Source organism: Oceaniferula marina, assembly GCF_013391475.1.
Taxonomy (GTDB): domain Bacteria; phylum Verrucomicrobiota; class Verrucomicrobiia; order Verrucomicrobiales; family Akkermansiaceae; genus Oceaniferula; species Oceaniferula marina.
Map to the genome: position 1 here is coordinate 1 of NZ_JACBAZ010000029.1, position 7,425 is coordinate 7,425.

8 protein-coding genes and 1 pseudogene are annotated in these 7,425 nt (G+C 46.1%); all 9 read right to left on the reverse strand.

Going from position 1 to position 7,425, the window contains the following annotated elements; translation table 11 throughout:
* Positions 1-861: 861 nt before the first annotated feature.
* Positions 862-1,032: pseudogene (locus HW115_RS20365) on the reverse strand (DUF6966 domain-containing protein); the annotation flags it as partial.
* A 368-nt stretch (positions 1,033-1,400) separates the two neighbouring features.
* On the reverse strand, positions 1,401-1,706 hold the full coding sequence (locus tag HW115_RS19120) for a hypothetical protein (RefSeq protein ID WP_178935164.1): 306 nt from the start codon (positions 1,704-1,706) through the stop codon (positions 1,401-1,403).
* Positions 1,707-3,401: 1,695 nt separating this feature from the next.
* Positions 3,402-3,833 (reverse strand): hypothetical protein, encoded by a 432-nt coding sequence (locus tag HW115_RS19130; RefSeq protein ID WP_178935168.1) that lies wholly within the window; start codon positions 3,831-3,833, stop codon positions 3,402-3,404.
* 103 nt (positions 3,834-3,936) lie between these two features.
* The gene (locus HW115_RS19135; protein WP_178935170.1) at positions 3,937-4,377 is read right to left on the reverse strand and encodes a hypothetical protein; all 441 of its coding nucleotides are present in this window, start codon (positions 4,375-4,377) and stop codon (positions 3,937-3,939) included.
* Positions 4,378-4,978: 601 nt separating this feature from the next.
* Entirely contained in the window at positions 4,979-5,446 is a 468-nt protein-coding gene (locus tag HW115_RS19140; RefSeq protein ID WP_178935171.1) for a hypothetical protein, read from the reverse strand.
* A gap of 141 nt (positions 5,447-5,587) precedes the next feature.
* Positions 5,588-5,845, reverse strand: coding sequence for a Txe/YoeB family addiction module toxin (locus tag HW115_RS19145; protein WP_178935173.1), 258 nt, complete (start codon positions 5,843-5,845; stop codon positions 5,588-5,590).
* A complete protein-coding gene (locus tag HW115_RS19150) occupies positions 5,842-6,099 on the reverse strand; it encodes a type II toxin-antitoxin system prevent-host-death family antitoxin (RefSeq protein WP_178935176.1) in 258 nt (85 codons plus the stop codon). Before HW115_RS19150 ends, HW115_RS19145 begins: the two co-directional genes overlap by 4 nt.
* Before the next feature lie 168 nt (positions 6,100-6,267).
* Positions 6,268-6,756: a DUF6584 family protein gene (locus HW115_RS19155; RefSeq protein ID WP_178935178.1), complete on the reverse strand. Its 489-nt coding sequence runs from the start codon at positions 6,754-6,756 to the stop codon at positions 6,268-6,270.
* A 138-nt stretch (positions 6,757-6,894) separates the two neighbouring features.
* Positions 6,895-7,296: a hypothetical protein gene (locus tag HW115_RS19160; RefSeq protein ID WP_178935180.1), complete on the reverse strand. Its 402-nt coding sequence runs from the start codon at positions 7,294-7,296 to the stop codon at positions 6,895-6,897.
* Positions 7,297-7,425: the final 129 nt, after the last annotated feature.

Sequence of the window (7,425 nt, forward strand, 5' to 3'; positions counted from 1 at the left end):
AAATTCAATATTAACGACCGAAACCCTAGTAGGGGCAACAGAGCCTAAGCAGTTTGAAGCAATCGAAATAAAAAGTATGATTTTGAGAAAACAGTTCATTTTTTTGCAGAACGTAAAGCACACCGGCAGCGATGTACCAGATGCGCAAAGTTTAAAGTTTCAATGCTGATGAACAGCGGCCAAACCCTGGCCAATCAGCTACTAGCTGTCGGGTGCTGCGCCTTGTTCGCTCAGTTGTTTACTTCACAGGATTTGTTGCTTTCGAGGGCGCAACGATGGCACATGACATCCGAGTTTCCACTACGTTCAGAGTATTAGATGAAAACCTCGGGTTCCCCCGCTCAACGAATCCCGCTATTCGAGCCGATTCGGAATAATCAACTATTTGAATGCGGCGTGCATGCTTGTTTTAGCGAACGTAAAGCACACCGGCCGTGATCTCACGGTTGGTGGGCTGATTAAAGTTTCAATTCTCTAGAACCGCCAAAGAAATCCTGGCCAGTCAGCTACTAACGGTCGGGTGCTGCGACTTGTTCTGCTGGTTGTTCTCTTCTACGAGCGATGTGCCATTTTCATTCACGTTGCCCCGACCGTATGCGTCTTTCGAGCCATCGTGAGCGATTCGGAATCCATCAATCATGCCGTCGTGTGATCAACGAATTCATCGTGAGCATCCTTCGAGCCGATACCGATTAATCAAGTTTTTGAATGCGGTGCCAATCTTTTGCAGAACGTAAAGCACACCGGCCGTGATGGAATGGTCGATGGGCGAGTTAATGTTTTAATCCTGTAGAACACCCGAAAAACCTGGCTACTCAGCTACTAACGGTCGGGTGCTGCGACTTGTTCTGCTTGTTGTTTTTATCGCCTTCCAACGACTCGAAGATCCAGAGCTCTGTCATAAACAGCAGAAGAAAATGTAACTAAATTCTCCATGCTGTGAATCCTATTAGGAGCTTTCAAGCGCATGTCAGGTTGACATGGACAATAATCATTAAAGCTCCCCATACCGCCATAAACGGATGTAATGGATGCTGAATCAAGAGAAACCTCAGATTTTCAATACAGCAGAGAATCATGCCGATTCGCAAACAGCTGAAAACCGAAAACACAAAATAATGAATCCCCTTTCAAGCATTGCTTGAGCAAAAAGCTATTTTTCAGCAACGCCCTTAAACCAGAAAACGAAATCAACCAGAAACAGCGCTATTCGTGACCAACATTACGAGCCGATTCGGAATAATCAACCTTTCTGGAAATGCTGAGTTTTTTTGCAGAACGTAAAGTTCACCCGCGGCGATGAAACCGATGATGAACAGATTAAATTTTCTATATTGAGAAACAGCAGCAAAACCTGACACGTCAGCTACTAGCCGTCGGGTGCAACGGCTTGTTCGCTCTTATTTTTCCTGAGCGATCCTATAGCTGATAACGTTATCAACAGCTATCGCATGGTGCAGCGTATTCTTGTGGGCGTGATTGGATGTGCTTTGGATCACAAGCCAATCCTCACCAATATCAATTGAGAATGGAGGGTAGATAGTGAGCGTCTTCACACTACCTCCTCCCTCACTATGCGGCACACGATACTCAACCGTCATATATGCCTTCTCGTATGAACCGACATGCTTGTGAACTGTTTTTTCTGGTGTCTTGTTACACGCAAATAGCAAGGCACAACAGATGATAATAAGTGTAGCTTTCATATTCTTATTTTAGCGAACGTAAAGCACACCGGCAGCGATCAGGCGTCGGCATGCGAATTATAGATACAATGACGTAAAAAGGTTACCGTCGCGAACTCGACAGCTACTAGCTGTCGGGTGCTGCGACTTGTTCTGCCGATTTGTTCCTCCCGCTTTTCTGGTTTCTTTCAAGTGAGACTCGGAATCATCCTTTCTTGCTCTCAATTTATGAAGCGTGACACCCGAATTCGTGTGCCTTCCAAGGAAAGCCGATGAATAACCTGAGTAATCAAACTTATGGTTTCATCCTTCGAGCCGATTCGGAATTATCAACCTTTCTGGAAGTGCTGAGTTTTTTTGCAGAACGTAAAGCACACCGGCAGCGATCAGGCGCCGACACACGAATTAAAGATACAATTTCGTAAAAGGGTTACCTGTCGCAAACTCGACAGCTACTAGCTGTCGGGTGCTGCGACTTGTTGGATTTACTTATAATGTTGCAGCATGCCACCATCGTCCCTCGGAAACAGCATCAGGATCTATGCCCCTGATTGCTTCTCTAGTGGCCTGCAGTGCCGACTTGTCATAGGCACAAATGGAACCCAGAAACGTGAGCGGGCTAGTATTGATCTGGTGTCTACTGTGATAGCCTTCATATTCCAAGTAAACAACCGCGCCTCTGGACTTCTCTATGCATACTGAGTCACCATAATTAGTACTACCGATCCTTATATAATTCCCTAGATCTTGAGCGTCTGTATCCAAATCAATCATCGTGGGGCATGATTTGGGTAGTCCAACGTCGCAGAGAAACGCCCAAACATCGGGTGGGGCTTCCAGCCCCCAATCCACAGCTTCCGGGTAGTACACGACCTCGCTAAGCTCCGTGGCCAATCCCCGGAGATCATCGGGCAAATCCTCGACCAAACGCTGAATGTAACCGTCGAGGAGATTTGAAGGAGTGATCATTTTTTATCCAACGTAAAGCACACCGGCAGCGATCAGGCGCCGATATACGAATTAAAGATACAATGACGTAAAAAGGTTACCTGTCGCAAACTCGACAGCTACTAGCTGTCGGGTGCTGCGACTTGTTATGCAATTAGTTTCCTCCGCCTTTCTGGTTACTTTCAAGATCGATTAGGAATACAGATTTTGCTGACCGCTGATCAGAATATTCACTTAGCCTTGCAAAGAAAACCGATGAATCCACTGAGTGAACAAACTTATGGTTTCATCCTTCGAGCCGATTCGGAATAGTCAGCCGTTTGAATAATCTGCCTATTTTTTCGCATAACGTAAAGCACACCGGCAGCGATCAGGCGTCGATATGCGAATTAAAGATACAATGACGTAAAAAGGTTACCTGTCGCAAACTCGACAGCTACTAGCTGTCGGGTGCTGCGACTTGTTCTGCCGACTAGTTTCCCCCGCTTTTCTGGTTCCTTTCAAGTGCGACTCGGAATCAACCTTTCTTGCTCACAACTTATGGAACGTGACACCCGAATTCGTGTGCCTTGCGGAGAAAACCAATGATTCCACTGAGTGAACAAACTTATGGTTTCATCCTTCGAGCCGATTCGGAATAATCAACCTTTCTGGAAGTGCTGAGTTTTTTTTGCAGAACGTAAAGCACACCGGCGGCGATGTACCAGTCGTGCTAAGATTAAAGTTTCAATCCTGATGAACAGCGGCCAAATCCTGACCAGTCAGCTACTAGCCGTCGGGTGCTGCGACTTGTTCGGCTTGTTTTGTTTCAGTTAACGATATCAAAGCTTCTCGTCCAACCTGATCAAACATCGTAAAAGGAATATCTACATGTGCCATACTCACATCGCCTTGGAAAAAGACACGTATGCCTCTACGGCGAAGGTCCGAGTAAAAAACTTTGTCCCAGAGAACCACGGAGTCCTCACCCCTACGTTTCTGAAAACGAATTTCTTCATCGTTAAGTGATATCGCAACGACTTGACTACAAATATTATGAGTCCAATTAGGGATCATTAATCCACCCAATGCCATATGCAGCCAACCCATGAGCTTCCCCGATAGAACTTCATATAAGCCCAATACAATGAGCATTAGGCATGAGAAAATAATAACAACGCCTACAACAGGGAATCTTTTCTTAACAGAAACTATGTTCATATTTTTTGCCGAACGTAAAGAACACCAGCAGCGATGTACCAGTAGCTCTAAATTTAAAGTTTCGATTCTGATGAACAGCGGCCAAACTCTGACCTGTCAGCTACTAGCTGTCGGGTGCTTCGACTTGTTCGGCCTTATATTGTTCAGCTAGAATACGTTCAGCCAGCTCAATGCCATCCTCTGCAGCTATCATATTCAAATCAGATTGAGACACATCCAAGACGATTAAATCTCCTGATCGGCCAAGATAAAAAGCACCGCCTGACGTGGGAATATACTTTCTAGACCCATTAACCCAAAGTCCATTTTTTACGTGAGGCTGAATCAAAATCCCTTTGGATGGAATAATGGGGTCACTCTGCATAGTCGTCGTAATACTCTTCCAGATTGGACTTGGAAAAATCGCGTAAAACACTGAACCATCACCACGCTTTGTAAAATACACTGTTTTATCAAGGCTACCACTGGCGAGTCCGTCTTCAACCTGACGAGAATCGCAAGATACAATGCTGCAAATAACAGCGAGTAAGATCATTGTTCTCATATTTTTGCCGAACGTAAAGCACACCGGCAGCGATCATGCGCCGATATGCGAATTATAGATACAATGACGTAAAAAGGTTTGCCGTCGCAAACTCGACAGCTACTAGCTGTCGGGTGCTGCGACTTGTTCGACCAGATTTTCTCCGCGCTGCCAATCCATTCTAGTGGAATTAAACAGGACAACCTTAACTTAACATGCTTAAAATGAGCAGACTACAAACCTAAAACGGCCAATGCTTGAGACTTGAAACGCTGCCGCCACTGGTCAATTCACTCAGAATGAATGAAAACCACGCCATCTCGTCATCTGCTAGACGGCATGAAAACCGAAATTCTTGGATCAAACCATTATAAAATCACTAAACTTTACTACCAGTTCAGGGGAAAACCATCGTTAGTCCAGGCACAAAAAAGCGCCACTGGAATAATGACGCTCAGAATACGATATGAAACAGCCTTGAGACGCCAGATCTAGCCTTAGATGGATCTAAAAGATTCAATTTTTTGTCGAACGTAAAGCACACCGGCCGTGATGTGCCAGATGCGCAAGTTTATAAGTTTCAATCCTGTAAACCAGATTAAAAAACCTGGCTACTCAGCTACTAACGGTCGGGTGCTGCGACTTGTTCGCTTATTTCGTTCCCTATCTCCCACGCCGAGACCCTCCTCCCATCTCTCAGGGACAAATACCAACCGTCATCGGATAGCGAAAAGTATGCTAGGCGATCAGGCATTGGCGTAATGCTCTGCCAACGCTCCACAAGAAAAGCCCCACACGCGTCCCTCAAACGCTCAACATTTTCAGGCGTATCTGCCAGATCCGGCAACTCAACTTCCTCGGGAACGCACTCCATCAAATCTTCTTCAAAATGCCAACCGTCGTACTGCTGCTGATCACGATCAGTCGGCCATACAATCACCGGCATACCACAAAGCTCCTGCGGCATTAGAACAAACCATAAGAAATCCGCTTCATCAGGCATTTTAGCCTCAGATAGATTCCTCAAGCACGCATCGATCAGTTCGGAATATGATCCCCATGCTCGAACTAATTCGGTAGCCGCATTCATTTTTATAGCGAACGTTAAGCACACCGGCAGCGATCAGGCGTCGATATGCGAATTAAAGATACAATGACGTAAAATCGTTTGCCGTCGCAAACTCGACAGCTACTAGCTGTCGGGTGCTGCGACTTGTTCTGCCACTTTTTTTTAGTAATGATACCTCGCCTGAGCCACCTGAATAATATCATCACACACTCTATACACTAATCTGTGCTCATCAGTAATACGCCTAGACCAGAACCCAGAAAAAGCATGCTTTAAAGGCTCAGGCTTACCGATGCCCTCATATGGGTTGTCTCGGCCAATATCCGTCAATAGAGCGTTAATTTTTTTAACTAATTTACGGTCGTGCTGCTGCCAATGGGTATAATCCTCCCATGCACGATCAGAGAATTGAATGTTCATAGTAGTTCATCCAAACTCTTCACAACACCTTGACCTTTCTCAAGCTGGGCTATCCCCTCTGAGAGCCTCGTAGCATTCTTGGGGGAACGTAAAAGGTAAGCTGTCTCCTGCAAAGACTCGTAGTCTTCCAAAGAAACCATTACTACGGCTTGATCTCGCTTACGTGTAATAATCACAGGGTCGTGATCTTCGCAAACCTGACTCATCGTCGAAGCAAGGTTTTCTCTTGCGGCTGTATAAGTTATAGCTGTCATATGGACAGGATAACGTCCATATGCGATTTGTCCAATATTTTTTGCAGAACGTAAAGCACACCGGCAGCGAGCATGCGCCGACATACGAATTAAAGTTACAATGTCGTTAAATGGTTACCTGTCGCAAACTCGACAGCTACTAGCTGTCGGGTGCTGCGACTTGTTCGCTTAGTTGATTATCCATCGGATGACGGTCCAGAGGCCAATGCCAGATAAAGAGATCACGGCAGCTGCGGCGAGAGCACAACCAGTAGCGACCCACCACCCCCCGGCATCTGAGTAAACCTTTGAGAGATCCTCTGGTGCACCAAGCTCCTCAAGCTTGCGTCGTGAATACTCTGGGAGCTCTGAAAGTCTAGAAACGCCTGCAGAAGGGGACGACATCAATATACTCTTGTATCCGCCAGTCGACGACTTAGCGAGAAACGCCTCAACTGGCGCTCGATGTTCGTCCTCGAGTATATCGATGGAAAAGAAAAGATAACGTCCCGCCTGTGCGGGTTCATCAAGCGCAAGAAGGACATCTGCGTATGCTCGAAAAAGCCGAGGAGAATAACCATAGTTCCCGAGGCTCGATCTCAAGATCTCTTTGGCTCGGCGGACGTTGCCCGCATCAAGTTCAACTCTCGCCTTCTCTATTGTCTTCTCAACGGGCATTTTTTTTAGCGAACGTAAAGCTCACCGGCGGAGAGTGGCGGGATACTTCACTGTGTTTGAATGGTTTAAACGACCAGAAAATCTGGCTGCGCAGCTACTCTCCGTCGGGTGCAGCGACTTGTTATGCTTGTTGTTTTTTTAGGCAGGATTTGTTGCTGACTGGGCGATCCAGCGACATAGACCGCCAGAACTCGCAGCCAATTCCTTAATGCGGCTTAAAGCCATAATCCACTCATCTAATGTTCTCTGCGCGCAGAATCCATCCGAATTAAGGCGTTCATCAATGTCGCGGAGGACGTCTTCACGATAATCATGAAGATAGCATATTATCTCAGATGCGGCTGATATACACCACTCGGCTTGTCCATCCTTCCAAGTATCTTTGCAATGAGGCAAACGCCAAATCCAATCGCCTGTGCTTTCTGAAAAGTCATGATTAACGAGAATGGAAATAGCTTTTAAGCTTGGGGGTAATAACTCGCCCTCAAACTCAATAGGTGGCCATTCCATCTCATCGAGTTGTTGAGTCATTTTTTGCATAACGTAAAGCACACCGGCAGCGATCAGGCGTCGGCATGCGAATTAAAGATACAATGTCGTAAAATGGTTACCAGTCGCAAACTCGACAGCTACTAGCTGTCGGGTGCTGCGACTTGTTCGATCTGTTTT

Bases quoted from the DNA above. Each gene is read 5' to 3' on its own strand.
- HW115_RS19145 (WP_178935173.1), bottom strand. From the start codon at position 5,845: ATGAACATTCAATTCTCTGATCGTGCATGGGAGGATTATACCCATTGG.
- HW115_RS19150 (WP_178935176.1), bottom strand. From the start codon at position 6,099: ATGACAGCTATAACTTATACAGCCGCAAGAGAAAACCTTGCTTCGACG.
- HW115_RS19140 (WP_178935171.1), bottom strand. From the start codon at position 5,446: ATGAATGCGGCTACCGAATTAGTTCGAGCATGGGGATCATATTCCGAA.
- HW115_RS19155 (WP_178935178.1), bottom strand. From the start codon at position 6,756: ATGCCCGTTGAGAAGACAATAGAGAAGGCGAGAGTTGAACTTGATGCG.
- HW115_RS19130 (WP_178935168.1), bottom strand. From the start codon at position 3,833: ATGAACATAGTTTCTGTTAAGAAAAGATTCCCTGTTGTAGGCGTTGTT.
- HW115_RS19135 (WP_178935170.1), bottom strand. From the start codon at position 4,377: ATGAGAACAATGATCTTACTCGCTGTTATTTGCAGCATTGTATCTTGC.
- HW115_RS19120 (WP_178935164.1), bottom strand. From the start codon at position 1,706: ATGAAAGCTACACTTATTATCATCTGTTGTGCCTTGCTATTTGCGTGT.
- HW115_RS19160 (WP_178935180.1), bottom strand. From the start codon at position 7,296: ATGCAAAAAATGACTCAACAACTCGATGAGATGGAATGGCCACCTATT.